The organism is Bifidobacterium longum subsp. longum JCM 1217 (genome assembly GCF_000196555.1).
Classification (GTDB): domain Bacteria; phylum Actinomycetota; class Actinomycetes; order Actinomycetales; family Bifidobacteriaceae; genus Bifidobacterium; species Bifidobacterium longum.
This window is the reverse complement of the sequence record NC_015067.1, coordinates 1,093,723-1,118,070: the sequence shown is the minus strand read 5'-3', so window position 1 is coordinate 1,118,070 and position 24,348 is coordinate 1,093,723. Positions and strand designations below refer to the sequence as shown.

44 protein-coding genes are annotated in these 24,348 nt (G+C 63.5%); 42 read left to right on the top strand and 2 right to left on the bottom strand.

Annotated features, from left to right (window positions below):
• The first annotated feature begins 99 nt into the window (after window positions 1-99).
• Together BLLJ_RS04820 and BLLJ_RS04815 are read left to right on the top strand one after the other, a co-directional pair.
• Window positions 100-1,299 carry a transposase gene (locus BLLJ_RS04820; RefSeq protein ID WP_013582650.1) on the top strand — a complete coding sequence of 400 codons (1,200 nt, stop codon included), beginning with the start codon at window positions 100-102 and terminating at the stop codon, window positions 1,297-1,299.
• A gap of 107 nt (window positions 1,300-1,406) precedes the next feature.
• Window positions 1,407-1,778 carry a hypothetical protein gene (locus BLLJ_RS04815; protein ID WP_013582649.1) on the top strand — a complete coding sequence of 124 codons (372 nt, stop codon included), beginning with the start codon at window positions 1,407-1,409 and terminating at the stop codon, window positions 1,776-1,778.
• Window positions 1,779-1,788: 10 nt separating this feature from the next.
• Here BLLJ_RS04815 and BLLJ_RS04810 read toward each other — a convergent pair whose 3' ends face one another.
• Window positions 1,789-2,262 carry a hypothetical protein gene (locus BLLJ_RS04810; protein ID WP_013582648.1) on the bottom strand — a complete coding sequence of 158 codons (474 nt, stop codon included), beginning with the start codon at window positions 2,260-2,262 and terminating at the stop codon, window positions 1,789-1,791.
• A 63-nt stretch (window positions 2,263-2,325) separates the two neighbouring features.
• Here BLLJ_RS04810 and BLLJ_RS04805 point away from each other — a divergent pair, with 63 nt between their 5' ends.
• The 14 genes from BLLJ_RS04805 (at window position 2,326) to BLLJ_RS10025 (ending at window position 8,583) form a co-directional block, all read left to right on the top strand.
• On the top strand, window positions 2,326-2,763 hold the full coding sequence (locus BLLJ_RS04805) for a hypothetical protein (RefSeq protein ID WP_117823616.1): 438 nt from the start codon (window positions 2,326-2,328) through the stop codon (window positions 2,761-2,763).
• 19 nt (window positions 2,764-2,782) lie between these two features.
• Window positions 2,783-3,469, top strand: coding sequence for a hypothetical protein (locus BLLJ_RS04800; protein ID WP_032740741.1), 687 nt, complete (start codon window positions 2,783-2,785; stop codon window positions 3,467-3,469).
• Window positions 3,470-3,524: 55 nt separating this feature from the next.
• On the top strand, window positions 3,525-3,893 hold the full coding sequence (locus BLLJ_RS04795) for a hypothetical protein (protein ID WP_013582645.1): 369 nt from the start codon (window positions 3,525-3,527) through the stop codon (window positions 3,891-3,893).
• A 5-nt stretch (window positions 3,894-3,898) separates the two neighbouring features.
• Entirely contained in the window at window positions 3,899-4,507 is a 609-nt protein-coding gene (locus BLLJ_RS04790) for a hypothetical protein (RefSeq protein WP_013582644.1), read from the top strand.
• Window positions 4,504-4,680, top strand: coding sequence for a hypothetical protein (locus BLLJ_RS11040; RefSeq protein WP_016507642.1), 177 nt, complete (start codon window positions 4,504-4,506; stop codon window positions 4,678-4,680). Before BLLJ_RS04790 ends, BLLJ_RS11040 begins: the two co-directional genes overlap by 4 nt.
• Before the next feature lie 118 nt (window positions 4,681-4,798).
• Complete coding sequence (locus BLLJ_RS04785; protein ID WP_013582643.1) at window positions 4,799-5,137, top strand: hypothetical protein; 339 nt, start codon at window positions 4,799-4,801, stop codon at window positions 5,135-5,137.
• Between the two features lie 2 nt (window positions 5,138-5,139).
• Window positions 5,140-5,646 (top strand): hypothetical protein, encoded by a 507-nt coding sequence (locus BLLJ_RS04780; protein WP_013582642.1) that lies wholly within the window; start codon window positions 5,140-5,142, stop codon window positions 5,644-5,646.
• Window positions 5,647-5,729: 83 nt separating this feature from the next.
• Window positions 5,730-5,888, top strand: coding sequence for a zinc ribbon domain-containing protein (locus BLLJ_RS11420; protein ID WP_013582641.1), 159 nt, complete (start codon window positions 5,730-5,732; stop codon window positions 5,886-5,888).
• Window positions 5,889-5,953: 65 nt separating this feature from the next.
• A complete protein-coding gene (locus BLLJ_RS04775; protein ID WP_050496084.1) occupies window positions 5,954-6,196 on the top strand; it encodes a WhiB family transcriptional regulator in 243 nt (80 codons plus the stop codon).
• A gap of 112 nt (window positions 6,197-6,308) precedes the next feature.
• Window positions 6,309-6,602: a hypothetical protein gene (locus tag BLLJ_RS04770; protein ID WP_013582640.1), complete on the top strand. Its 294-nt coding sequence runs from the start codon at window positions 6,309-6,311 to the stop codon at window positions 6,600-6,602.
• Window positions 6,602-6,922, top strand: a complete 321-nt coding sequence (locus tag BLLJ_RS04765) for a hypothetical protein (RefSeq protein WP_016507640.1) — start codon at window positions 6,602-6,604, stop codon at window positions 6,920-6,922. The genes BLLJ_RS04770 and BLLJ_RS04765 overlap by 1 nt, the downstream gene beginning before the upstream one ends.
• Window positions 6,912-7,154 (top strand): hypothetical protein, encoded by a 243-nt coding sequence (locus tag BLLJ_RS04760; protein ID WP_013582639.1) that lies wholly within the window; start codon window positions 6,912-6,914, stop codon window positions 7,152-7,154. The genes BLLJ_RS04765 and BLLJ_RS04760 overlap by 11 nt, the downstream gene beginning before the upstream one ends.
• Window positions 7,148-7,651, top strand: a complete 504-nt coding sequence (locus BLLJ_RS04755; RefSeq protein WP_016507639.1) for a DEAD/DEAH box helicase family protein — start codon at window positions 7,148-7,150, stop codon at window positions 7,649-7,651. The genes BLLJ_RS04760 and BLLJ_RS04755 overlap by 7 nt, the downstream gene beginning before the upstream one ends.
• Window positions 7,648-8,583: a TPM domain-containing protein gene (locus tag BLLJ_RS10025; protein ID WP_158305763.1), complete on the top strand. Its 936-nt coding sequence runs from the start codon at window positions 7,648-7,650 to the stop codon at window positions 8,581-8,583. Before BLLJ_RS04755 ends, BLLJ_RS10025 begins: the two co-directional genes overlap by 4 nt.
• 2 nt (window positions 8,584-8,585) lie before the next feature.
• On the opposite strand, the gene BLLJ_RS04745 is transcribed toward BLLJ_RS10025, so the two are convergent.
• Window positions 8,586-8,786 carry a hypothetical protein gene (locus BLLJ_RS04745; RefSeq protein WP_007054993.1) on the bottom strand — a complete coding sequence of 67 codons (201 nt, stop codon included), beginning with the start codon at window positions 8,784-8,786 and terminating at the stop codon, window positions 8,586-8,588.
• Between the two features lie 14 nt (window positions 8,787-8,800).
• On the opposite strand from BLLJ_RS04745, the gene BLLJ_RS04740 reads away from it, so the two are divergent.
• The 26 genes from BLLJ_RS04740 to BLLJ_RS11265 all read left to right on the top strand — a co-directional run bounded on the left by BLLJ_RS04740 (window position 8,801) and on the right by BLLJ_RS11265 (window position 24,348).
• Window positions 8,801-9,331, top strand: coding sequence for a hypothetical protein (locus BLLJ_RS04740; RefSeq protein ID WP_013582636.1), 531 nt, complete (start codon window positions 8,801-8,803; stop codon window positions 9,329-9,331).
• A 3-nt stretch (window positions 9,332-9,334) separates the two neighbouring features.
• Complete coding sequence (locus BLLJ_RS04735; RefSeq protein ID WP_013582635.1) at window positions 9,335-9,601, top strand: hypothetical protein; 267 nt, start codon at window positions 9,335-9,337, stop codon at window positions 9,599-9,601.
• 11 nt (window positions 9,602-9,612) lie between these two features.
• Window positions 9,613-10,179, top strand: coding sequence for a hypothetical protein (locus BLLJ_RS11415; RefSeq protein ID WP_013582634.1), 567 nt, complete (start codon window positions 9,613-9,615; stop codon window positions 10,177-10,179).
• A 20-nt stretch (window positions 10,180-10,199) separates the two neighbouring features.
• Window positions 10,200-10,781, top strand: a complete 582-nt coding sequence (locus tag BLLJ_RS04725; protein WP_013582633.1) for a LemA family protein — start codon at window positions 10,200-10,202, stop codon at window positions 10,779-10,781.
• A 19-nt stretch (window positions 10,782-10,800) separates the two neighbouring features.
• Window positions 10,801-11,577 carry a TPM domain-containing protein gene (locus tag BLLJ_RS04720; protein WP_013582632.1) on the top strand — a complete coding sequence of 259 codons (777 nt, stop codon included), beginning with the start codon at window positions 10,801-10,803 and terminating at the stop codon, window positions 11,575-11,577.
• Between the two features lie 18 nt (window positions 11,578-11,595).
• Window positions 11,596-11,862, top strand: coding sequence for a hypothetical protein (locus BLLJ_RS04715; RefSeq protein ID WP_013582631.1), 267 nt, complete (start codon window positions 11,596-11,598; stop codon window positions 11,860-11,862).
• Window positions 11,859-12,299 carry a hypothetical protein gene (locus BLLJ_RS04710; RefSeq protein WP_016507636.1) on the top strand — a complete coding sequence of 147 codons (441 nt, stop codon included), beginning with the start codon at window positions 11,859-11,861 and terminating at the stop codon, window positions 12,297-12,299. The genes BLLJ_RS04715 and BLLJ_RS04710 overlap by 4 nt, the downstream gene beginning before the upstream one ends.
• Window positions 12,286-12,840 carry a hypothetical protein gene (locus BLLJ_RS04705; protein ID WP_032740738.1) on the top strand — a complete coding sequence of 185 codons (555 nt, stop codon included), beginning with the start codon at window positions 12,286-12,288 and terminating at the stop codon, window positions 12,838-12,840. The genes BLLJ_RS04710 and BLLJ_RS04705 overlap by 14 nt, the downstream gene beginning before the upstream one ends.
• A gap of 298 nt (window positions 12,841-13,138) precedes the next feature.
• On the top strand, window positions 13,139-13,480 hold the full coding sequence (locus tag BLLJ_RS04700; RefSeq protein ID WP_013582628.1) for a hypothetical protein: 342 nt from the start codon (window positions 13,139-13,141) through the stop codon (window positions 13,478-13,480).
• Between the two features lie 53 nt (window positions 13,481-13,533).
• Window positions 13,534-14,541, top strand: a complete 1,008-nt coding sequence (locus BLLJ_RS04695) for a sortase domain-containing protein (RefSeq protein ID WP_013582627.1) — start codon at window positions 13,534-13,536, stop codon at window positions 14,539-14,541.
• A gap of 546 nt (window positions 14,542-15,087) precedes the next feature.
• Window positions 15,088-15,594 (top strand): hypothetical protein, encoded by a 507-nt coding sequence (locus BLLJ_RS04690; protein ID WP_013582625.1) that lies wholly within the window; start codon window positions 15,088-15,090, stop codon window positions 15,592-15,594.
• A 42-nt stretch (window positions 15,595-15,636) separates the two neighbouring features.
• Complete coding sequence (locus BLLJ_RS04685) at window positions 15,637-15,861, top strand: hypothetical protein (protein ID WP_013582624.1); 225 nt, start codon at window positions 15,637-15,639, stop codon at window positions 15,859-15,861.
• Window positions 15,858-16,463: a hypothetical protein gene (locus tag BLLJ_RS04680; protein WP_230473308.1), complete on the top strand. Its 606-nt coding sequence runs from the start codon at window positions 15,858-15,860 to the stop codon at window positions 16,461-16,463. The genes BLLJ_RS04685 and BLLJ_RS04680 overlap by 4 nt, the downstream gene beginning before the upstream one ends.
• Window positions 16,460-16,882: a metallophosphoesterase family protein gene (locus tag BLLJ_RS04675; RefSeq protein WP_013582622.1), complete on the top strand. Its 423-nt coding sequence runs from the start codon at window positions 16,460-16,462 to the stop codon at window positions 16,880-16,882. Before BLLJ_RS04680 ends, BLLJ_RS04675 begins: the two co-directional genes overlap by 4 nt.
• Complete coding sequence (locus BLLJ_RS04670) at window positions 16,879-18,327, top strand: RNA-guided endonuclease InsQ/TnpB family protein (protein WP_231837336.1); 1,449 nt, start codon at window positions 16,879-16,881, stop codon at window positions 18,325-18,327. Before BLLJ_RS04675 ends, BLLJ_RS04670 begins: the two co-directional genes overlap by 4 nt.
• Window positions 18,328-18,401: 74 nt before the next feature.
• Window positions 18,402-18,806, top strand: coding sequence for a hypothetical protein (locus BLLJ_RS04665; protein WP_230473306.1), 405 nt, complete (start codon window positions 18,402-18,404; stop codon window positions 18,804-18,806).
• A gap of 54 nt (window positions 18,807-18,860) precedes the next feature.
• On the top strand, window positions 18,861-19,190 hold the full coding sequence (locus BLLJ_RS04660) for a hypothetical protein (RefSeq protein ID WP_013582619.1): 330 nt from the start codon (window positions 18,861-18,863) through the stop codon (window positions 19,188-19,190).
• A gap of 78 nt (window positions 19,191-19,268) precedes the next feature.
• On the top strand, window positions 19,269-19,580 hold the full coding sequence (locus tag BLLJ_RS04655) for a hypothetical protein (RefSeq protein WP_126623112.1): 312 nt from the start codon (window positions 19,269-19,271) through the stop codon (window positions 19,578-19,580).
• Window positions 19,581-20,196: 616 nt separating this feature from the next.
• Complete coding sequence (locus tag BLLJ_RS04650) at window positions 20,197-20,418, top strand: hypothetical protein (protein ID WP_013582617.1); 222 nt, start codon at window positions 20,197-20,199, stop codon at window positions 20,416-20,418.
• 138 nt (window positions 20,419-20,556) lie between these two features.
• Entirely contained in the window at window positions 20,557-21,594 is a 1,038-nt protein-coding gene (locus BLLJ_RS04645) for an RNA ligase family protein (RefSeq protein WP_013582616.1), read from the top strand.
• Entirely contained in the window at window positions 21,591-21,827 is a 237-nt protein-coding gene (locus BLLJ_RS04640) for a cell division protein DivIVA (RefSeq protein ID WP_230473305.1), read from the top strand. The genes BLLJ_RS04645 and BLLJ_RS04640 overlap by 4 nt, the downstream gene beginning before the upstream one ends.
• Before the next feature lie 5 nt (window positions 21,828-21,832).
• The gene (locus BLLJ_RS04635; RefSeq protein ID WP_032740730.1) at window positions 21,833-22,387 is read left to right on the top strand and encodes a 5' nucleotidase, NT5C type; all 555 of its coding nucleotides are present in this window, start codon (window positions 21,833-21,835) and stop codon (window positions 22,385-22,387) included.
• Window positions 22,384-22,626 carry a hypothetical protein gene (locus BLLJ_RS04630; RefSeq protein ID WP_013582613.1) on the top strand — a complete coding sequence of 81 codons (243 nt, stop codon included), beginning with the start codon at window positions 22,384-22,386 and terminating at the stop codon, window positions 22,624-22,626. The genes BLLJ_RS04635 and BLLJ_RS04630 overlap by 4 nt, the downstream gene beginning before the upstream one ends.
• Before the next feature lie 120 nt (window positions 22,627-22,746).
• Complete coding sequence (locus tag BLLJ_RS04625) at window positions 22,747-24,018, top strand: peptidoglycan bridge formation glycyltransferase FemA/FemB family protein (protein WP_013582612.1); 1,272 nt, start codon at window positions 22,747-22,749, stop codon at window positions 24,016-24,018.
• A complete protein-coding gene (locus BLLJ_RS11035) occupies window positions 24,015-24,185 on the top strand; it encodes a hypothetical protein (protein ID WP_013582611.1) in 171 nt (56 codons plus the stop codon). The genes BLLJ_RS04625 and BLLJ_RS11035 overlap by 4 nt, the downstream gene beginning before the upstream one ends.
• Window positions 24,172-24,348 carry a hypothetical protein gene (locus tag BLLJ_RS11265; RefSeq protein ID WP_013582610.1) on the top strand — a complete coding sequence of 59 codons (177 nt, stop codon included), beginning with the start codon at window positions 24,172-24,174 and terminating at the stop codon, window positions 24,346-24,348. Before BLLJ_RS11035 ends, BLLJ_RS11265 begins: the two co-directional genes overlap by 14 nt.

Genomic DNA, 24,348 nt, shown 5'->3' with positions numbered 1-24,348 from the left:
TACGCGTGCGAGATGACCGAAAAAAATCATGCCCCGCGCTTCAGCGCTGGGGTTCGCGGCCGGGACGCATAAAGCCTTAACGGAAGGAGGTGGTCCACGATGAGCCAGAAGGTCCGCATCAATGGCGTCAAGCACACCGGCGCGAGCGTCTTCCTCGGCGTGGACCGCTGCGGCAACCCATGCTGGACGCGTAATCCCGAGCGCGTCATGGTGTGGCTGTGCGACGGATGGCGCGCCAGATTCAACCAAAGGCGCGAGCAACGCACGCGCAACGTGCCCGTCAAAGACGATGCGACAGGTGAAGTCGTCGACTGGGTCAAGGAGCCTTTGGGCGGCCCTGACGTACCTGAGTTGATCTCGGACAGGGAGGCGCGTCTTCAATGCTCGTGGATGGCGGGCATTCCGGCGCCCATACTGTCCAGCACGGACAGGATCGAGAATACCGAATGGTTCGCCGGACTCAAACGCAGGAAGACCATTGGAGGCCGCATCCCCGGCTTCAAGTCGCGCCATCGCGGCCTGGGCTTCGTCTGCTGGCGCAACGCCTCCCGATCAGGCAACGCCATATTCCATAAGACCGGCCGGAAGAGCGACGTGGTCGTCATCACAGGCATGAACCCGAAGCGATGGGTCAAACCCGGCGAAAAGGCGCATTGGCGCATCATCGTCCATGTGCGTGTCGGTCAGGAGATACGGCCGTATACGAGCGTCCATGTCGATTGGACCCATCGTAGCCTCGTGTTCGTCAACATGCCATTGCCGTTGCCGAGGACCGGTGATGGCGCGATCGGCCTCGACCGCGGCTGTGTACATACGCTCGCTTCGTCTGATGGAACGTTCGAAGACATGCCGAAGCCGTCGAAGGCCGAATTGAAACGGTTGAAGTATCTTCAGCGCCGGATGGCCCGGCAGGACCATGTCAACGAGGCACGGAGCGGCAGGACCGCTAAATTCGTTTCCAAGCGCAGGCGAAAGACGCTAAGCCGATTCAACGCTCTGCAAGGCCGTATCGTCCGACGTCGGAACGACTGGATCGAGAAGACCACGACAAGGCTCGCCCAAAAGAACATCCTTATCGCCATGGAGGACCTGGACGTCAAGGCCATGACGAGGCGCCCGAAGCCGAAGCCTGATCCGGCTAAGCCGGGGCAATATCTCCATAACGGAGCCAAAGCCAAGGCCGAATCCCCGAAAGACGGGCTCGCCTCCACCGGCGTCGCAGTGGCGGTCGTTGCGGTGGCCGTGGTGGTGCTCGCCGCGGGGGCCATCGCGCTCGCCATCCTCGGCAAGCGCAAGTAGGCGCCATTCCACACGGAAGGCCCCGTCGCATCCGACAACGGATGCGACGGGGCCTTCCGTTTTTCGGCTGGGACGCATGCCTGTCGGCGGAAGGAAAGGGGCCGGATATGGATTTCGGACTGAATAGATGGAATACGTACGAGCTGACGGCGCCGGACGGCTGGGAGGCCGATCTGGATGAGGGCGGCATGGAGGACGAATGGATGCGTCGGTGCGGCGCGCTCGGGGCGTACGGCGTGGGGGACCGCGACGGACTGGCCATCGCGTGTCTCGACTGGCGCTGGGTGGCGCGCGGCCGGTTGGGCGGCCCCGTCCATGCGGAGCTGCGCGTCTATCTTCTCGGCGACGAGGATGGGCGTTTCGACCTGCGGCTGACCGAAGGGGAGCGGGCCGCCCTCGACGCGGACATCCGCGACTGGCTCGTGGAAAACGGCGTGCTTGACACGTCCGGCAACGTCATCGGGGGCGATTGGCTGTGAGCCGGGCCCGTCACAGGCGCCGGCCGGACCTGTGGGGTTCCGCCGACGCGGCGCTGACCGACCTGATGTTGTTATCGGCCGCCGCCTGCCCGTTCTCGCCCGTGTTCCTCGCGGGCGCGGCCGTCTGCGGCGTGCTGGCGGCCGTCTGCGGGTCCGTCTCCCTCAGGCGCCTGCGCCGCCAGGCGGAGTAGCTGACGCCGTGCTCGGCCTTGAACCTGGCCTGCCAGCGGCGGGCGGCCTCGCGGCGCTCCTCGCGGTGCGAGGCCGCGTACGCCTTGTCATACCGGCGCATCTCCTCTTCGTTCGCCTCGCGCCAGGCCCTGTTGCGCCGATCGATGCGCTCCTTGTTCGCCTGGTAATAGGCCGCGTCGGCCGCCTTGCGTCTGGCGCGGCGCTCGTCCTCGACCAGGTGCAGGCGTTCGGGATGCGGTTCGCGGGCTTGGGCGACCATGGCCCAATCGATGCCGTCGGATAGGGATTCCATGTCCGGTCGCATGCGTCGCGGCCGGGACGCATGCGACCGGAACGAATGAACGGAAAGGAGCCGATGATGACCGAGTGCATCGCGTGCGGCGAAGACAAGAGCGACAAGGTCGACATGCTGGCCGGAATCGAAAAGGCTCTCGAATACGAGGGCGACTGGACGCGACTGGACGACGGCATGCTGGAATGCGGCCTGCGCGACCAGTTCGACGGCGAACAGACCGGCCTCGCCCGCATCACGGTGGCTGGGGACGGCAGGGTGTCTGTCAGGGCGTGGAGCGATAACCCGTATGAATATACTTCCATGCCCGAGCCGGATTGGACGCACGAATACGATCCGGCCGACCCGGAGGCCATCGCGGAGGACATCTGGTACAGGTGCCCGTTCTGCGGACAGGCGTCGAACAAGTGTTGGTGCGAAGAAGAACGTTGCAGTGAGTGCGGCGCATTCCTGGACGATGCATACGAGGGCGATCTTAGGTATTGCCCCAACTGCCATTAGAGGGGAGCCGGAGAACATCATGCGATACGACATCAGGCATTTCCACCGCCCCGTCTGCGCCTTTCCGGGCTGCGGGAACGAATACGACGGGGACGAGGCCGAGTGGTGGACGGACCCGTACTGGGCCCTCGACCAGGCGTGGGAGGACGATTGGCTGGTGCTGGACGGCCGGCACGATGAGCCGGTCTGCATCTGTCCGGAGCATCTGCTCTACGACGGTGACGGCCGGCTTGTCCGTTACGACCCGGAAGGTGTGGTGCCGGAAACGGCCGCGTTGGCGGGGTTTTATGAGGGCCATGTGGGAGAGCCGTTGCCCGATCCCGACTGCGAGCGGGGCGCGCTCGACGCCCTGCTCCATTCGGAGCTCGTCACGGCCGACCATCCCTTCCTGCTTCCCATCTGCGAGTATCCGCATTGCGGCGCCGTGTTCGCCGACGAGCCGTTCGGCGCCATGTGGTATCCGGACGAGGACGCGGCCGAGACGGCGGTGCACGACTCGCGACGCTGGGCGATGATCAAGGGCGACGACGGCGAATGCCACGCCTTCTGCCCGCTCCACGTCCTGCACGACGGGGACGGCAGGCCGGTGCCGGTCGGGCGCACGGTATTGCCGCCCGCGCTGGCGGAGCGCTGCACCGACCCGCGGCCGCCGGCCGTGAGGCCCTCCTGCGCCGACGACGTACTGGACGTGCTGAGAGGGGAGTGACGCTCCGTCGGTTCCGGGACGCATGGCACGGGGCGAAAGGGAAAGGAGTCCCCCGATGCTGAGAATCGAACGACTCGAACAGGGGCTATCGCGGGCGGAATGCGGTATCGAATTCAACGAGGACAAAAGCTCGCTGGAAGGCTCCATGCCGAATCACGGCTGGATTAGGGCCACGCTCGAAGACGGCATCATCCATATCAGCGTATGGAACGAGTGTGTACTCATCTACGGGGACAACCCACCCAAGCCCAACTGGACGCGCCGCTACATGGCAGACGTGGACGCGAGGGACATAGTGGACGATGTGCTGAACCGTTGCGTCATGTGCGGCAGGCCCCGCCACGTCTTCCACTACGCAGGCGACTGCGAATGCGCCCCGTTGGACTACGACCCCGACGATGAATACTACCGAATCGAGGACTGAATGCCATGCTGAGAATCGAACAGTCATTGAGGGACATACGCACACTACAGGCCGAACTTGCCGCCATCGGCGTGGACATGGCACTGTCCGACCCAGTGGGTGAGGACGCCGTGGCGTGCATCTCCATCCCCGACCTTGAATACGTGGAGGAGCGGTGTATCCTACCGGACGGCGGCTTCTACGACGGGTTCACGCGGCAGGAGGTCGCGTTCAACGAATACCGTCTGCGTGTCATCGAACGGCTCTCCCGCCACTACGAGGGCGAGGTCAAGGCAATCGCGGACAAGTGGAGGGAGCTGTGCGGCGGCGAGGAGACGCCGTTGCCCGATAATCTGCAGGCCCGCAGGAAGTCGCTGGCCGACATCGCCGACAAACTGCATGGTCCCATCGGGGACGAGCCTTCCGCATTGAACGGGAACGATTACAGGCTTCTCGAAGGAATCGCACGCGACCCGCAGGCGCATGTCACATTGCCCGACGGGGACTACAAGCGCCTGAAAGGCATGGGACTGGTGATACGCGGCTACCGGTTCCCCGACACCATCCGATGCGACGGGCTGACCGGACTGGGCGAAAAGGCCATGGAACGATACGAGAGGGCGAACGGACGATGATTGTGAATGACGCATTGATTTGCCCGGAATGCGGCAACGAAATCGATGGGCGCATGGCCGACTGGGGGATGCTGGACGGGGAGACCCACAGGTTCCACTGCGACGAGTGCGGGGTCGTCGTCGATGTCACGGCTTGCATGGAGTACACGGTGAGATGGGAGACGGGAAAATGAGCATGGCGGACCGTATGACCGCGCATTGCGCGTCAATGCGCATGGTGGCCGACCTGACCCGCGACTATGACCTCCTGCGCCGACGACGTGCTGGACGTACTGAGAAAAGGATAAGCCCATGATATACACGGACAACAAAGGCCGGACGCTGGATGTCACGGTCTGGGATGGCAGTGACGTGACGGAGGACGTGCTGGGCGCGCCCCGCACGGGCGCGGACCTCGACCTGCTGGTCGAGACGGCGAAAAACTACGCCTACGGCCGTGGCGGCTTTGACCTCCCGCAGGCCGAGGTGAGGACCGATTGGACCCTGACGTCCCCGGCTGCGGGTGCGATATGCGGGCAGGCCTGGAGCTCCGACATGTACGACTACTGTACGGGATGCGGCGTCCTGCTCAATGAGGACTGCGAAAGCGCGGTCCCGGGCTGGTGCGTCTGGTGCGCGGGGAAGGAATAGCCGTGGACGCGGACGAATACACGGCGCTCGGCGGCCGGCTCGACATGGCGCAGATCGACGGCTGGTACGGACGTTTCGAGGACATCGAGATCGACCCGACGTTCCTGTGCCTCACCGACCTGTACGCGGCGGCCGCGCCGCTCGTCCCCGCCGATTGGACGGTCGTCGACCTGGGCGGCTACGTGGGCGTGCAAGCGGGGCTGTTCGCCGGCCGTTACGTGGATGTCGACTGTTATGACCTGTGCGGGGGAGCCGACTACACACCGCCCCGGCGTTACCGGGCGGGCAACGCGGTCCACGTCGTCTCGGACATCGCGTCATGGCTGGGCGCGAACCCTAGGCTTCCGCGCCGCACGCTCCTGCTCATGTCCGGCGTGCCACGGTACGAGCGGTTCATGGACGGACTGCGGGCGCGCGGGGGCGATTGGGCCGTCTGGTATCCGGGGCGACCCGCCGAAGGGCATGGCCCCTTGGGCTCCGCCATCGCCGCCGTGAGGCGGGACGCATGACCGAAAAAATTCATGCCCCGCGCTTCAGCGCTGGGGTCCAAGGCCAGGACGCATAGAGCCTTAACGGAAGGAGGTGGTCCACGATGAGCCAGAAAGTTCGTATCAATGGCGTCAAGGAGAACCGTGATAGCCAAGCGGTCTTCCATTGCGTCGAATGCGGGTATGAGGCGAACGCGGACGTCAACGCGGCCAAGAACATATTGGGCCGTGCTTTGATTCAAACGGGCGGGGGCACCGCCTAGGACGTGGAGGGCCGCGTTGGCGGCCCGATGAAGCGTCAACCCCTCAACCCAGGCCGGAAGTTCCCTTGGAGTCCGATCTGCGAAGGGAATCCCCCGGCTTTAGCCGCGGGGAGGATGTCAACGAGATCGCGAAACAGGCGTGCCTGTCCTGCCCGGTGCGGGCCGAATGCCTCCGCCAGGCGTTGGAGACGGGCGAACAGTACGGGATCTGGGGCGGCATGACCCCGGAGGAACGGCGTGATCTGGCGCGCCGGGACATGCGGCGCCGTCGCATCGCCGCCGTCCGGATGCGGGGCCTCGCGCGCTGACCGCGTGGGATCGTCCCGATCCGCACGGCCGCGCCACGGAGACGGTCGGATCCGACGTGACGCATACCCTTCGCCGACCGGGAATCGTCGTTTCGAATAAGGAGGGGTCCGTATGGGTCTGCATGTTCCGGAGGGATATCATTTCCTCGGCGAATGGGGGCGCGCGTGGCGCGATCCGAAGTCCGGCCTGTGGACGGTCGCCGGCATGCGCGAGGGGTCGGAGGGCCGGGTCGTGCTGTCGGACGGGGAGGCGAGGGCGTTCGCCCGCCTGGTATGCCGGGACGAGCCCGCGGCGTTCGCCACGCCGGCCGAAAACGAGACGGCCGTGAACGCCAGTGGGGGAGCGGGCGGCGAACAGGCCCGCATCCATTCGGTCGAAGCCCTGCACCGGTTGGGGCGGTTCTGATGGACGGGTACTGGTGGGGCGTGCTCACCCCGTTCGCGATCATACTGGGAATCCTGCTCCTGTATCTGACGGGCAATCTGTTCGGCGCGATCGTCAGCTGGGCGTGGAAGAAGGCGCATTACGGGCTGCTGAAGAAGGGTTGGATCGCCGAGGACTACGACGAGGACTCAAAGGAATGGACCACCCGCCCCGGCGCGGAACGCCTGGCGGCCGCCCTGACCCGGTACGGCGAATACCGGATGCTCCCGTGCTTCGGCTGGATGATCCTCATCGTCCGCGACCACAAGCCAAATGACAAGAAGAAGACCGATGGACGATAGGCGATACGAGGAGCTGGCCCGCCGGCTAGCCGATTATCCCGGCCGATGGGTCGCATGGCCGGAACCGTTCGGAACCCGGGCCGAGGCCGACGCGTTGTTCGAATCGTTGCGCGACGGCGGGCTTGAATCATTCAAGGTCGATTCGGCCGCGCTCCGCTGGCGGATAGACGAGTTCAAATCGATTGTGGACGGGCGCGGGCTTATCTGGATGGAGGTGAGCTGCGCATGGTGAAAAGCCTCACAATCGGATTGGTCGATGATGGCGTTGCGACATGGAACCCGGTTTCCGATGGGAACCTACTGGTGACGGGTGGCGCGGGATGCGGCAAGACCTGGTGGCTGACACACACCCTGATACCTGGTCTCAACGAAATGGGGCAACGGGTCTATATGTTTGACGGGTATGTGGATCGAGGTTATACCAAGCCCGTGCAAGGTGTGATTCCGGTGAACGATCCCACGTCCATCTTGGAAGAGCCGGATTCCTTTCTGATTATCGACCATGTGAATCCGGGTCTTGAAGACGATTCAGCTTTGATGGAGACGGTAAGGGAGAGTGACGCCCGTATCCCGATTATCCTGTCCGTCCAACTGGTTCCAGACCGGGAGCAATGGTCCGCATGGGCAGAACTGGACATATTTTCATCCAAATACACCGGCATGCCGTGGGCTCGGATGGGAATCTGGGAATCCACGAGTCGCGAGAGACCACAGGTGGTGGCTATATGAGATTTTCTGCGGGTTTTGGAACAAGAGGCATATCGAGGGGAAACCTGATGGGCAAACTGGTTAACGGAATCATCGCGGCCATCGCCACACTGTTCATCATGGCCGGCATTTCCATGCCGGCATTGGCCGCAACCGATGATACGTATGTTCCGAAGAACGATTCTGCTGGCAATATCTTCGTGCAGGATCAGGCGAACGTACTCAGCGCTGAAACTGAAAAACATGTTTACGACCTGAATAAGTCGTGGGAGTCACGTGAGGACAAGCCGCAGCTGCTCGTCGTCACCGTCTCCACTTTGGATGGTGTGCCCATCGAACGGAAGGCGAAGGAACTGTTCGACCGGTACAAACCCGGCATGAAAGGCAAGAACACAGGCCTCGTATACCTGCTGTCCATCAAGGACCATAAGGACCGGCTAACCGTCGGCACGGGGATTGGACAGACATTCAACCAATCCACGTGCGAGAGCATCATCAACTCCGGGCATGCGGACTATAAGAAATCATACTGGAACGCCGGCATCAGCAAAGTCCTGGACAATATCGCTTCAACAGTGCAAGACATGCCCGAGATTTCATCCGCATCAACGTCGGCTACAACCCCCGCACCAATGCCGGCATGGACCGGGGTTCTCGGCGTGGTGATTGTTGTGGTCGGCTCGGTGCTCTTGCTGATATGGGGATTGCAGTCAGATGACAAGAGTGAACAAACGGATTATTCCGAACTAGACAACGCGCAGCGGGACCATTCCGAGCCGGACACCGGCCGAGCACCGCTTGACCCATCCTATATTGCAGAAGCCGCACCCTCTCGTGGATTCGATGCTCGGGACGCGATAATCCTCACCCAAGCCGTCGCGCTTGCATCGAGACCGGACAGACAGGAGCACGATCGTTCCTCCGAAAATGATTCCATCAACGATGACCCCTAGCCTTATACGGGCCCATCACCATCCTTCGACAGCTCTTCATCATTCGGCGGAGGCACATCCACTGGCAGCGGAGCAACCGGCAGCTGGTGACAAGAAAATCCGGCATTAGCAATCTCGTAGAGAAGAAAACCCAAGACATGGAAACTAGGATAATCGAAGTCAAGGTACGGCTCATCGGCCAGCGAAACCAGCACGAACTGCATTGGAGGTTCAGCTGATGGAGCTTGTCGAATACGCTCAGGCGGTGGACCATTCGCGGATGCCATTGCTGTTGAGGGTCCTGAATGCTCTCGGTTGGTATGCCTTTCTCGCGGACATTCCGCTCATGGCGTATGCCTATTGCCTGGTGATGGCACGGAACGGCTTTCCTAATCTCACGATGGACGAGGTCAGGCTCGTCGGCGCATCGGTGCTGCTGCCGTTCGCCGCCCTCGCGCTCATGTCCCCGGCCGAGAACTGGAGCCCCCGAGGCCCGAAGCCGAAGACCATGGACGAGTATGTGGGCGACGTGTGGAATCTCGATGGTCTCGCGATCGCCGAACCCGGATATATGGACCCGTTGTCCGGTTTCCCCCGAATCAAAGGATCCTACCGGGTTTCATGGAAGCGGAACGGGCGGCGCGTCGAAGGCACGCTGGACATCGACGGGGCAAACGTCGAACTGCGCGATAACCAAGGGATGATTGTTTCCCCGGTGAATCCAGGGACACCGGTATGGAAGCCGGGCGCGAAACATTCGAAAGGGTAGCCGATGGAATTCACCGACAGCGACGAACTACGCCGCGATATTCTCGCCAACCAATATCTGCCCGAACATCTGCGCGAACGGGCGAAGAACGATACAAGCGAATACTGCCGTGCCGAGGATGCCGACAATCTGCTGGAAGTCGACCGGCTCACGGGCAACGGGCTCATCCGCTTCTATATGGAGGCCGGCAACGGTTCCATGCAGGTGGACGTGCCCGAGGAGACCGCCCGAAGCGTCGCCCGGTGGATCCTCGACCATACGAACGCGTGAAGGAGGAAATCATGAGGAACATCTTTTTCCCGGATTCCGTCATCGGACTCATCGAACGGAACACAGCCCATGCCATACGGTTCGCGCAGGCCGGGGCGGTTCTGATGCTGATTGCAGTGGGGACACTGGCGTTCGGCGCCTGTGTCCCCCTGACGGGAACCCCTTTTGCCGTTCTGGTTGCCGCGTTCGTGATCTGCTCGTTTATCGGAAGCCAACTGTTCGGCGGCGCGATTCTGGTGATGGAGGAAGACCAGTTGGAACGAACGGTGACGAAGACGTCAAGTGCGCATGTCCGACGCGAATCCGTTCCGTCCAGGGAGCTCTCCACGTTCATCCTGCACCGGGATACGGGCGCCACGGATCCGGAGCGTCCGTTCAAAGCCCAATGCTCGTGCGGCCGCTGGTTCACCGCGTTGGACTGGCATCTGCACGGCTGCTGGAGCGGATGCTCGCACGTCCAGTACGACGAGCCGCCGAGCATTCTCCATGAGCGGGAACGGTTCCTCACATACGACATGCTGTGCGAGGCATTGGCGCGCAACGGAGTACTGGCGCCGATCAGATACGAATACCTCTAAACAGACACGAAGAAGAAAAAATGGATAACAAGACTCTGAAGAAGTGGATGCCGGCGGGCATCATCGTCGCCATCGTGCTCATCATCGCGATGATTCTCGGCGGCACATACAACGGGCTGAACACCGCCAAACTCGACGTTGACGCGAAATGGGCGCAGGTGGAGAACGTGATGCAACGCCGGCACGACCTCATCCCCAACCTGACCAACGCGGTCAAAGGCAGCATGAAACAGGAGCAGAAGGTGTTCGGCGCCATCGCCGACGCACGCAAGGCATACGCCGCCGCGACCGACCCGAACGACAAGCTCGCCGCCGACCGGAAGCTGGGCGAACAGACCTCGATCCTGGTGAACGCGATCCACGAGAACTATCCACAGCTGGAATCCAACAAGAACGTGAAGACACTGATGACCCAGCTGGAGGGTTCGGAGAACCGTATCAGCGTGGAACGCAAACGGTACATCGACCAGGTGAACGCGTACAACCGCCAGGTCACGTCGTTCCCCGCGAATCTGGTGGCCGGCATGTTCGGTTTCCAGAAGCTGCAGCAGTATGAGGCTCCGGCCGGCTCCGATGAGGTTCCGGAGGTGAATCTTGAATAGGGGCACGATACGCCATGCGATGACCGGCATCATCGCCGGACTGCTCCTGTTGGCGGGCTGCGGTTCCGTCGCGGCCTCCGACAGGTCGGGCACGTATGTGCCGCCGGATGATCCGGCCGGCAACATCTTCGTCAAGGACATCGGCGACGTGCTCGACAAGGCCACGGAACAACGGATCTACGGCCTGAACAAATCATGGGAGTCACGCAAGGACAAACCCCAGCTGCTGGTCGTCACCCTGAAATCATTGGACGGGGACAGCATCGAGAACAAGGCGACCGAACTGTTCGACAAATACAAGCCGGGAGAGAAGGGCAAGGACACGGGACTCCTCTACCTGCTGTCCGTCGAAGATCGCAAGGATCGTCTCGAGGTCGGATACGGGCTCGAATCCGTGATTCCGGATGCGGATGCGGCCGACATCATCGATACGGCCCACTCCGATTACAAGGACGGCGACTGGAGCAAGGGGGTCAACAAGGTGGTGGACGGCATCGAAACCAGTATCGAGGACGGTTCCCCCACGAAATACCTGACGGCGCAACGGAAGAAGGAACAGGCCGGTGGCATCACGATCGCCGTCATGCTCATCGTGTTCTTTCTCGGAAGCTGCATTCTCGTGTGCCGTGATTTCATCAGATCGGGCGGCCATCCATCGTCGCTTTCATCCTCCGATGACGGGTGGTCTTCGCTCGGCTCCTCTTCTGGCGGCTGGTCCGGAGGAAGCTCTTCAGACGGTGGTTCCTCGTTCGGCGGCGGCTCATCCGGCGGCGGCGGGGCATCCGGCAGCTGGTAAGAGGGGAAGGAAGGAATCATGCATGGTTTCATACGTTTCATCAAATCGAGCCGTCTGCTGACTGTCGGCGCGATCGCGTTCATCATTACCCTGACCGCGGCATTGTCGGCGTTCGTCTGCGCCCGGCTGGAGTTCGGCGTCCCGTGGCTCCCGTCCGGGTTGCACGTGGTCTCCGTATCCGGCGGACCGGTCGCCGCTTTCTCGCTGGCGTCGGTCGACATCCGGGATGACATCCGCCGTCTCGGACGGAGTATCGACGCGGCCGGACGATCGGAGAAAAAGTGAGCGCCCTGGATATGTCCGGCATTCCCGACGACGATTCCCTCGAAGACCAGCTGAAGTGGCGCCGGTTCGCGGACAGGGTCGACCGGCTGTTCAAACCAAGCAGGCGCAAGCGCGCCGAACTGGCGAAGGCCCTGGCCGCCTACGCGAAGGCGGCCAGGGATGCTCGACGGCTCGCCTACGAATTGTGGGCCTCGGAGACGGAATGGTTCGAGGGATGCAAGAGGCGGGCGGCCGACGAACAGGGCATCGATCTCGAATACGATCCGGAACCCGCCCCGGATCCGGAACTGGACATGTTCTGGGAGCGGCTGGAGGAGTTCGCGGATTGCGAGGAGACGCTGCTCGAATCCGCGCAAACGGCCGATACGATAATCAGGTTGGTTGCCGGCGGGAATGCCGGATCCGACGGGAGGGGGACCGTCGATGGGCGTCCGTGACGAGGAGCTGAACGGCTGTTACGCGATGCTGTGCGAAGCCTTACGCGCATGGCATCGGATGCAAAAGGACCATCCTCGGGAGACCGCCGCGAAGGTCCTGAAGGACGTATACGGGTACGAGTTCCATCTGAACGGAGGCGGCTGCCCATGGCGCCTCCCCTCCGTCGACCATGAGTGGGCGACGAACGGGATGCGGGCGCTCGGCCTGCCGGCGGACAGGTTCGAAGACAACGCCATCGTCCTCGCCCGACTGCTTGACGGACAGGCGGGGGACTATGAGCTCGCTTCGGGGCGCATGCCGGAAACACCGGAGATCGTGTATGGTTCCGATGTCGACAGGTTCGTCGTGGTGGAGCAATTCCAAAATGCGTTCCGCCGCATCACCACCGATTGGGACAGTGTCCTGAATCGTAAGACCATGGATTCGAACCTGGAACGGCTGCTGCCATTGGCCGCGCATACGGTGCGGATCGAACGCGAGGGCGGCAGCCCGGACCTGCGCCCCATGCTCGATCTGTGCCGGAAGACGCACAAGCAGTGAACCGCCGCACGAATCGCATCGGGGGAGAACCGGACGGTCCGGAACACGGCTAATCGAAAACCTCGGCCAAGGTGGGCTTCATCATTTTCACCGGCATCACGCCGAAGTCGGTACGCGAGTTCACGAAGATCATCGTCCACCCGCGTCGCGGGGACATCAGCCTCGTCAACCCGGTCGAAAAACGCCACACGACACCCCGGCCAGACCCCACGCACCGGAACGCATACCCTCACGCGAAAGCATCCGACGCGCCCGCCGGGCCGCGCCGGACACGGGACAAGGGAAGGGGAGGCCGCCCATGGGCGACGATCCGGTCAGGGACAAATACACGCACGCCGTGAACTGGGACTACGTCAGCCACGACCCGCAGATCCTACGATTGCGCGAACAGCTGGCACGCGAATACGACGCGGCGAACGGGATCATGATCCCCCTCGACCCCGAGGACACGATGCCCGCGTTCCGCGAGATCGTCAGACTCGTCCTCGACGGGCTCGCCGCCAGGAACCTCGTCGTCCGGCCCGACCTCGTCTACAAGGCCATGTTCCCCTTCCCCGACACGCCCGGATATGCGGACCTCGTCATCCTCGACGCGGTCACACGAACCCTCGGACGCCATGGGGACGGGGAAGGGCGTTGACCGGCCGGCACACGCGCCCACGCGCCCGCACGGGACGGCGCATCCTCCAATTCGTGTCCGGGCTGAGCCTCACGCTCGCCATCCTGTGCGTGTTCCACGTCGGCTGGGTGTGGTGGGGGGACGCGTTCGACGGCATCCACACGCAGCAGACCCTCGCCGTCCGCCACGGCGTCAAGGACGTGGATGCGGGCGACGCGACCCGGATCGCCGAACCCCGGGGCGGCGACCCGCCGGCCGAAACCGAACCCGGCCACGGCGCCGTCATCGGCTGGATGTGGATACCCCGGTTCGGCCACGACTGGAAACGCGCCATCCAGGAAGGCACCGGCACGGACGTGCTCGCCAACCAGGGGATAGGCCACTACGGGCACACGCCCATGCCCGGCGGGAAAGGCAACAGCGCGTACGCGGGACACCGCACGCCCGGCGACCTGGGGGCCGCCGACACGTTGCGGCCCGGCGACCCGATCGTCATCCAGACCGCCCGGCACTGGTACGTGTACAAGGTGCAGTCATCCTGGATGACCACGCCCGACGACGTCGCGGTCGTCGCCGACCAGCCCGGTCAGGGGGACACCCGCTCGATCACGCTCACCACCTGCAAATGGTCGCTCGACGAGGCCGACAGCCTGTCCGCGCGCCTCATCATACGAGGCCGCCTCGAATCATGGTCGGACGTGGGGGACGGGATCCCCGCCGAACTCGCCGACGGGACCTCGAGACCCGCCGTCAGGGCGCGCATGGCGGCCAGTCGCGTCATACGCCGCATAAGCGTGCGCATGCCCGTCAGCCGCGTCCTCGCCGCCGCCGCGGGCGGCGCCTGGCTCCTGCTCGCCGGCCTCGCATGGCTCATATGGCATGGGGGCAGGCCCCGGCGCGAACCGACATGGAATCCGCTGACCCTCGCCTGGCGTCTCCAGACGGGACCCGTCCCATTGCGGATCATCCTCTTCATCCTGTTCTGGACCATGATCCTGTTCGCCGAATGGGCGTGGCTCAGCCCCTGGCTCGACGCGACGATCCCCCTGTTCTCCACCGGCCCGTCCTTGACGGGCGCATAGGCGGCGCGCATGGACGACAGGACGAGGACCTTGAGGCCGGTGCGGGTGAGCGGCGGCACGCGACGCCGGCGGCGCATGCGGCGCGCCGACCCGGACGTGCGCGTCCTGAGACGATGCAGGACCCTCATGCTCGCGATCACGCCCATGTGGTGGATCATGTGGGGCGTGTTCCTCGCGATCACGCCCATACCCCGGCCCATGGGGATCGGGATCGGGCTCATCGTCCTGGCGGCGGGCCTGCTCGCCCCCGCCCCCCATCATCCGATACACGCGGGAAGCGGGAAAGAGGCGCGGACGGCCGGTGGGAGCGCCGTTGCAGGCTGGTTTGCCCTAGTTTGCAGGACGGTCCCGCGGCCGTCCGCTCCAGGTCTTGCGCGGTTTTCGCCGCCGCCTGGTTCGCGCTTCGTCGGCGTTAGCCCTGGCATCGCACGATGGCCGGAATTCCACCGATTTCCGGCCATACGGGCGCGTATGCGTCACGGACGGGGACGCATACGCGGATACGGACAAGACCCCCGTGCCGGACGGGGGAGGAAAGGAAGAATCATGACGGAAACCGAACCATGCGACTGGTCGGAGATGACGCCCGACATGCTGCTCGCCCACATGGCCGGACTGGCCATCCTCCAGAAGAAGATCACGAAGGCGCTGGACGGGGCGAAACGCCAGTATCTTCGCACGCATGACGCGGACAGTCCGAAGGAGAACGCGGTGTTCGCCGGCCTCGACGCGGCCACCGTGCTCGTGAAAAGGGACGGGGAAGGCTACTACAAGGTGGACGATCCGCTCGCCTACGCGGACTTCCTCAGCCACTACGGACTGGACTGCGAGGGGCAGCCGGCCGTCATCACCGTCAACTACCCGACCCCGAACGCCATGGGCGAACGTTTCCTCGAACGTCTCATCCGCGAACACGGGGGAGAAATACCGGACGGAGTGAAATACCAGCCGGGCCGGTCCGGCGGCGTGACCGTCACCCTCGGCAAGGGGATCGCCGAACATGCGTTCGACTCGGCGGAACTGTCGCGCCTCGCCATCGAAGCCGCCGTCTGAACCGGCGCACAGCAACCCGGCAAACGAAAGGAAAACCATTCCATGCCACGCAGGAACCTTGAGAAAAACCAGCCCCGCCCGTTGAAGGCCGACGCCATGTTCAGCCGCAAATGCTCCCGCACCCGCTACGCGACCCCCGTGGACGCCCGGATCGCGCTCGGCCGCCTGCCGGAAGGCAAGACGATCCGCAAATGCCCGGAATGCGGCGGCTACCACATCGTCGAACCGGGCGTCATCCTCCGCCGTCGCGGCAAGAAGGCCAGGTGAGCGCGGTGAGCGCGGTCAACGAGCTCGAACGACGCCTGGCCGCCGACCGTCCGCACGCCGGCCCCGACGAACGAACCGAAACATTCCACGAGGTGAAACCGGACCGTCCGCCCTCGGTCCGGCCCACGGGCGGACCGAGACCCGCGAAAACGAAGACGCGGCCGCGCGACCCGTGGAGCCCCGTGCCCCGGCCGACCCGCACGGAATGGCGTCGCGCCCTGACGCCCATGATCCTGCAAATGCTGGGCGTGCTCCTGCTCGCCGTCGTCTCGTTCATGGCCGGCCAGAACGCGCTGGGCGTCATCCTCCTGCTCGCCCTGGCCGCATTGGCCGGCTGGCGCGCCGCCACCTGGGACTGGACGCCCGCGGACACCGTGATGCGCTGCGTGGACGCGACCCGGCCGGTCCGCGTCCTGCGCGTCCTCGACCCCGACGATCCGGAGACGCCCGTCCGGGTCGTACACGCGAACCGCCGGTACGCGATCTGGTGGCTGGACGCGGACGCCATGGTCAGGACCGGCGTGCTCCTGACCCGTCCCGGCCTCGTGTCCGTCGCCACGTCGGACAGCACGGCGGTCCTGCCGGAAGGGGGCGGGGCGTGAACCGCACCCTGTTCGCCGGCGACCTGCATGCGAAAGGCGACCTGCTGCCTTTCATCTCGAACATGGCAGACCGGGAGCATGCCGACCGGATCGTGCTGCTCGGCGACATATGCGACGACTGGCATGTGTCGAACACGGGCATGATACGGTTCATGGAACGGTTCGCCTCATGGTACCGGGCCGAATCCGGGCGACGGGAGATCGTCCCGCTGCTCGGCAACCATGACGTCCCGTATTACATGCGACGCGGATCCGCCTCGTTCGCGCGCGTACGCGCCCAGGCGCCGGGCTTCAAACCAGGCGCGCAGCGCCGCGTCCACCGTTTTGCCGTGAGGGTGCCCCCGCCTTTAGGCGTGGGGAGGAATCACGGCATTACTATTCCCATATTATACGCGAATGTGGTAGAATCAGCCTTATGAGTCAGAAAGTCGTGTTGGAACGCGTGACGTTGGACGGAGCCAAGCCGTTCACCGGCTACGCCGACCGGCACGACCCCGAATCCGAAAGACTGTACGCGCGTTCGGGCGGTCAGGCGATGGACTGGCTGTGCGACGCTTGGCGATACCGGTTCAACCAATTGCGTTCCAACCGTTGCAAATACGGCAAGGACAAAACCCTCGTCCCCATCGGAGGCGAACCCGACACTCGCAGCGTCAGCCGGTCCCGAAGCGAATGTTCTTGGCTGGCGGCGGTGCCGTCCCTCATATTGGAGTCACCGACACGAATCGAACGGGTCGAATGGTTCACCGCCGTGCAACGACGCAAGACCCTGCTAGGCAAACGGTTGAAGCCGGGACGAATGCCCCGGTTCAAATCATACAAGCGTGACGGGCAGCGTTTCGTCTGCTGGCACAACGGGGGACGCAACGCCGTATACCGGCAGGTCAACCGCAACCACGGCATCATAACCATCACCGGACAGAATCCCAAAGGCATGTCATTGCCGGGTGAACCGTTACGCTACCGCATCCTCCTGCACGTGCGAGTCAGCCAGCCGATACGCGAATACACGGCCATCCAAGTGGATTGGACGAACCGCACCGTCGTGTTCAACAACACCCCAACGCCCGTCAAGCATGAGCCGACCGGCAGGGCGGTCGGCATCGACCGTGGATGCGTGCACGCCGCCGCCGACTCCGACGGACGGTTCATGGACCTGCCGAAAGACAGGTTGAAGGCCATCGACCGTGAAATCAGGAAACGGCAGAAGGCCCAAGCCCGCAGGGCTGGGAACGCGGGATACTCCAGTGAACGGGAGTACGCGAAGAGCGGCAAGACCAGCCGCGCGTATCGGAGAACACGGCTGGAAATCGGGAGACTGCACGCGAAATCCAAGCGCATACTGGACGACGTGTACCAGAAGTACACGACCCGGCTCGTGCGCGAGAACGACCTGATTGTGTTGGAGAACCTACGGTTGGCGAACATGAGCCGCCGCAACAAGCCTGTTCCCGACCCGTTGCATGAGGGCGGATACCTGCCCAACGGGCAGGCCGCGAAACACGGACTCAACCGGAGCCTGAGACAGGCGAGCATGGGACGACTGTCCTCCATGCTCGCCTACAAGACCCGACTGGCCGAAGGCGTGGGCATGATACTCGTCAACCCCGCCTACACGAGCCAGACATGCAGCCGATGCGGGCATGTGGACAAGAAGAACCGCGAGAGCCAAGCGGTCTTCGTCTGCAAGAAATGCTCGTACACGGCGAACGCCGACGTGAACGCCGCCCGGAACATCCTCGAACGGGGATTGGACACGCTCGCCGTCACGTCGGAAAACCTGTGGGGCGCGGACGGCACCCCGGTCGAACAGGGACGTAAGACCAACGGAAACGCTACACGCGAATCCGTGGCGGTCTCTTAGAGACCAGAACCTCTCCCATCGTCAGGACGGGAGGAATCCCCCGGCTTCAGCCGAGGGGAGGACGTCAAGAGCTCATGAAGGACATCCCGACGCGGATCGCATGGACGGACGGCACGATCGTCGCCACGCACGCGGGACTCACCCGCCGGTGGGGGATCCGCCGGTTCGGGCACGCCTGGACGGGCATGACCGCCGACCGGATCGCGGCCCGTCTGAACCGCCTGCCGGACCGTCCCGGAAGCCTGGCCGCCCTGTACATGGACGACGACGGACCGTTGTGGGCGCGTCCCGGCCACGGGGACTACGACGGCCGCCTGACCCAGGTGTCCGGCCATACGCCCGTCCCGTCGGCCGGTAACGTGGAGGGCGTGTGGCTGTGCGACACGTTCAGCACCATGCCGGACGGCACGCCGATCGGCGACCGGGGCATGCTGCTGGCGGACGGGGCCGGCCTGCACGCGATCCCGTACGCCCGGTGAGGCGCTTCGCCGCGGACGCGTCCCATGCCCGTCCGGGGACGCATGCCACGGGGCATGAACGACAACGATCATCAGTTCAGGGCCATCATCACCGGTCATCTCAAAACACGGCTCATGGACGCCTGGCGGGATTCCACGGACACGTTCGAACGTCTGCCGGACGGCACGTGGGCTCCCGCCCCGTACGACGAAAACATGGCGGACGGGAGCACGCCCGTCGCATGGGAGGACGTCGCCGACCCCATGGACCCGAAGCCGGACCGCACCGGGTGCGCGCTCGTCACGCTCGAGGACGCGGAGGACCATCATCACGTGCTGCTCGTCAAAGACGTCACCGTATGCGAGCTGCTGCGCGACTGGACGGGATACGATTATGTCGACTGAGACCATCCGCCCCGAGGGGCTGCCCGGCGGACGGCCGGTCGAATGGGTCGTGCGCCGCACGCCCCGGACGGGGCGGCCATGAACGACGTCCTGACATTGGGCCATACGGGCCGTTACCGGATCGACTGGATCCGCCGGGACGACGGGACCGTCCGCTACCGGGTCACGGGATTCCGGCTTGACGGCGACCCGGAGGAGCCGCCCCGCGTGGACGCCTGCCCCACGCCCGCCGGCGGCATCCGGCTCCGGGCCCGGCGCGGTCCGACGCCGGGCGGGACGGTCACGCCGGACGGTCTCAGACGGGCCGCCGCGTGGATGACGGACGTCGCCGGCGAACTCGACCGGGTGCGCACGCTTCTCGAACTCGACCTGGACAGGAGAAAACCCTGACCGGTTTTTGCGGCGCAAGCCCGGCTCTTCAGAACCGGATCAGCCGTTTTCCAGCCCGATTTGGGCAAGGAACCGTTGTCCGTGAGGTTCGGCGCGCGCCCCGCCGGAACGGCGGGGCCAAGGCGGCGAGCCGATGGATATGGCGTCGGATCTGGTCGCGAACTGAAAAAAAGGCATCCCGATGTGCCGGCGGGGCGACCGCATCCCGGAGGTGAGGCTTTACAATATTGTAAAGTCTCACCTCCGACCTTTACAATATTGTATAGTTTTCCGGCCCGTTTTGTATGCGTGTATGCATCTGTATGCATCCGGGGATGCATACAGAAAAAGCCCGGAAAAAGCCCGAAAACCCTTATAAATAAAGGAAAAAATATAATTCCTTTATCTTGTATGCATTGTATGCATCAATATATGGGGTTTCCTTCCTTTTTCCCGAATCCCCTATAAGGGAATGATGCATACAATGCATACACGCCTCCGGACCATCCCCGGAACGTCGGAACCAAGCCGAAACGGAAAGAAAAGATGTATGCATCCCCGGATGCATACGGATGCATACACGCGGACCGGAATGCATACACCCGGACCGCGTGTATGGGGACGCATACCCGGGGGCATGGAATACGAGATCCACGCGACCCGGGACGGCGCCTACGGGCCCGTCGACTACACGACCCCACTGCCCGGCGGGCTCACGTTCGCCGGCATGCTCGCCGCCACGCGCGCCGCGGCGGACGCGACGGGACGGCCCGCCACGCTCGTCGACGACGAGGGCGAACCGGTCCTGACCATCGAATCGGACACCGTGTCCGAGGGGCGCGCCCCATGCCCCGTCTGACCACGCGAACCGGCGGGGAGCGGGACATGGACACGGTTTGAATATGACAAAGGTCACAGGCATGAAAGACGGAGCCTACGACGAAAACGAGATGATCATCACCATCTCGCCCGAACGATACAGCATGGGAGTCGCGGCATGAGCAGCAGGAAACTCGTCAGCGTACAGGAAATCACCAACATCGAGCCCATCGAGGGGGCCGATCGCATCGAAGTCGCCCGCATATTGGGGTGGCGTGTGGTCGTCGGCAAGGACATGCATCTGAAGCCGGGGGACAGGGTCGCCTATTTCGAGACGGACAGTCTTCTGCCCGCCTATGACCCGCGTTACAAGGCGTTCCAGGCTCGCGGTCAGAAGACCATGATCGTCGGTTCCATGGAAATCACCGGCCATGTGCTGCGCACCGTGAAACTGCGCGGAGTGTATTCGCAGGGTCTCATCATGCGTTTGGATGAACTCGGATTCCGGTATACGCCCCCTGTCGGCACGGACATCACCGATAAGGCGAATGTGCTCAAATACGAGGAGCCCCTGCCGATGGGCGGTGCTCAGATTGGCCGGTTCGACGCGCCCTGCTCCAAGTCGGACGCGCCACGTTTGCAGACGCTCACCGACCACTGGGATGAAATCAAGACGTTGAAAGCCGTGCCGACCGTGAAGGTCGATGGCGCCAGCACCACGCTCAGCATGGACGAACGAGGACAAGTCCACGTGTACTCACGCAACTGGGAGCTTGACTCCATGTCCTCGAACATGCGGCTCGCCAAAAGATTCCAGTTGGACAAGATGCTATGGCCCGGCATGGCCGTCCAGTTCGAGCTATGTGGCCCCGGTATCCAATCAAACCGTTTGAAACTGCCGGCCCAACGTCCGTTCGTCTTCGCCGTCTGGAAAGACCATCACAAGATCGACCGCGACCAGTGGCCGACGGGAATGCCGAATCTTGCCGTTCCCGAACTCGACGAAAACGAGTGGGCATTGACGGGGAGCGTGGACGACATGATCGCCAAAGTAGACGGGTTGCGTGGCAACGTCACCAAAGACCGTCTGGACGAGGGCATCGTCTGGCATCTGCGCGAAGACCAGCAGTTGTCCGAAGGATTGGCGAACGAACTGGGAGCCAATCGGTGCTTCAAAATCATCAACAACAAATACCTGACGAAGAACGGACTATGAGCATGGCATACCCGATGTTCCCGCTCGTATCGGCTCCCGCATCCTACATGCCGGTACCCGTCGACCTGGTGCAGCGCCTCGCCTCGTTCACCCTGGCCCACCCCGGGGAGCCGGGAGGCCTTGCCGCCGACGAGATCAGGCATCTGAACCTGCCCTGCGGCTCCTACGGGTATGAGAGCGAAGCCGTCGATGCCTGGCTTGACGAACTGGCGGAACAGCTTGAAAAGAGGTGACAGCCTTGACCAGGACAATCATGGTGGACATCGACAACACGATCGCCGACTATACGAACGGTCTGCGCGACTACATCCGCGAATGCGGACATGGCGAGGACGAATGCCCGTGCCCGGAGCCGACGGCCTACGATTTCACGCTGACCGGCGGATGGCCGTTCAGCGGCGACGCGAAATCGTTCCGCTGGTGGCATACGCGCGCCGTCGCCGACGGTCTCTACTCACGCGAAGAACCCTATGAGGGAGCCGCCGAAGCCTTGAACCAGCTGCACGATGCGGGCTGGAACGTCATCATGGCGACCAGCCGCGCGGACGACCGGCGCGGCGAAAGCCAACGCTGGCTGCACCGCAACGGCTTCCAGTTCGACGGCTACTATAACGGCGACAAGACGCTGCTCACACCGGACGTGCTCATCGACGACAGGCCCGTCACATTGGAGGCGATGGCCGCGAAGGGCGTGACCGTACTGCATCCCGATCATGCGTACTGCACGGCCGCGCCGGGCCGCATGTTCCGCCGGTGGGCCGCGGTGCCCCTGATCCTGGGAGGCGTGCGATGAAGCCGGAAATCGAAGTCGAACGCCGCGCCGGCATGATCACGGGCGCCTCCTGCGGGCATGTGAGCCTCATCTGGCTGCCGGGCGACGGCCGACACGGCGTCCGCACGTGGGTGCTGTCCACCGACAGCGGCGGCACGATCCGCCGAATCCGGTTGAGCCCCGGCGAAATCGGCTGCCTGGCGGGCATTCTCCAGACGATCGCGAACGAGGGAGGCCGCGATGACGAACCCGTTGGATGAGAGCGCCGTGCCCCTGATCCTAGACGAACCCAAACACGGGAGGGTAGGGGGGATATCGATGATGATCCGCTTCACATACGCTCTTCATGCCGGAACCGGTCTCATAATGGAAGGACTGAATTGATCTACGACATCACACCCATCACCTTCAACCAACTGGATCTGCTGTCTGCCGGACATCCGCAGGGCGGATTCCAGCAGACCGGGCACATGGCTCATCTCGCCGAACCGGACGTGGACGCCACGGATCTGATCGGCGTGACCCGCAACGGCGTTCTATCGGCCGGCTGCCTGATCGCGTGGACACGAGGCCGGCTTGGCCCGGAAGGCAGCATCTGGCTCGGACCGTTATGCGCGCTCGATGATCCGAAACTCCTCGAACACATGACCCGTGGAATCCGGCTCGCCGCACGCCGCCGCCATGCCGTGTCCGTCACATGCTGGCCGAACATCGAATACCAAAGGCATGACGCGGCCGGGAACCCGATCGGGGCCCCCGACACGATGATCCTCGACGCCTACCGGTCATGCGGCTGGAGGCATCAGGGATTCGACACCGGATACGGAAAAGTCGTCAACCGTTGGAATTGGATCAGAACCTTCGACGGGATCAAGGATGAGAAGACGCTGCTCGCCTCCTATAAGCCGCGCACCCGGTGGAGCGTGAACCGGGCGAGAACGTCAGGCGTGCGAGTACGCGAACTCGGTGCGGATGAGCTCGGCACGTTCGTGGACATCGAACGGAAGACCGCAGGACGACGCGGCTTCACGGCCCGCGACGAAGACTATTACCGCCGGTTCAAGGAGACATTCGGAAGCCGAGCCCGTTTCATGCTCGCCGAGATCCACGCCGGGGAACTTCTGACCAGACTGACCGCCGAATACGACAAACTCGCCGAACGGCTGGACCTGCTGCGAACCCAATACGAGAATCATCCCACATCTCGAATCAAACGGCAGGAGGACGACATCACCCGCAACCTGACCGCCATGGAACACCGCCTCAACGAGGCGCGCGCACTGGCTTCCCGCGGCAGCGTCATTCCTGCGGCATGCGCCCTGTTCGTGGAACACCGGCGTGAAATCGTGTATCTGACAGCCGGCGCGCTCCCCGAATACCGTTCGTATCAGGCTCCCGCCTTGTTGGTCCATGAGGGAATGCTCCGCCTGTGCGTCAACCGTAGCCGGATGCCACGCTTCAACATGTACGGCATCACCGGCGTATTCAACGACCCGGATGACGAGGGCCGTGGGGTGTTGGAATTCAAGCAGGGGTTCGACGGGCATGCCGAGGAGCTGGTTGGAGCATGCACTCTACCGACCAGCACGATCCGATACAAGCTCAGCGAAGCCGCGCACACAATCAAACTACTGAAGGAAGCCGGTCGATGACGAATCCTCTTGACGAAAGCGCGAAAGCCGCGGCCGACCAGTGGGAGCTGCACCGGTTCACGACCTGGGACAACGGTATGGCGGCGCGCGACATATCACGCATGTTCGGCGGACTGCTGGCCCGCATCGGCGAATACGGGAAAGGAAACACCCTTGGCAAGGCATGACAGCGACGAGCGCGTCATCAACAGGCGCGAGATCAAGAACGCGATAGCCGAATACCCGTACGGCGGCGGCTGCCCGATCGACGTGGAGCATATGGGCGACTTCCTGTTCGACGACAGGATGGCCGAAACCCCGGAATACGAAATCCGGTTGAAAGAGGGGTGA